The sequence below is a fragment of the Alkalihalophilus lindianensis genome (assembly GCF_032843265.1).
In the GTDB taxonomy this organism is placed as follows: domain Bacteria; phylum Bacillota; class Bacilli; order Bacillales; family Bacillaceae_D; genus Alkalihalophilus; species Alkalihalophilus lindianensis.
The window spans coordinates 1-259 of the sequence record NZ_JAWJBA010000570.1 but is presented as its reverse complement, the minus strand read 5'-3'; the positions used below and the strand labels follow the sequence as shown (position 1 = coordinate 259).

Below are 259 nucleotides of genomic sequence, written 5' to 3'. Positions count from 1 at the left end.
CAACAACAAAGGCACGTATTTGGTGACAAAAGACAATTCCAACATCGCAGCCGACAACAGCGGTATTGTCATGATTGAAAAGCAAGCACCAGAGGCTGCCATCAACATCAAATCGGATGGAAAGGTTCAGTCAAACGGCGGCAACCAGTACAACGGGGATGTCACCTTTGAAGTGACCGCCCGGGATATCGATTCCGGCGTCAACACGGTCCAATTCGCTGTCAACGGCACGGAATACAACAGCTACGATTATTCCGAC

The 259-nt window shown here is 49.8% G+C and carries 1 protein-coding gene; it reads left to right on the top strand.

Annotation, left to right across the window (positions count from 1 at the left end; translation table 11 throughout):
- On the top strand, positions 1–259 hold a 259-nt coding region (locus tag RYX56_RS23460; protein ID WP_317124271.1), incomplete at both ends, for a hypothetical protein.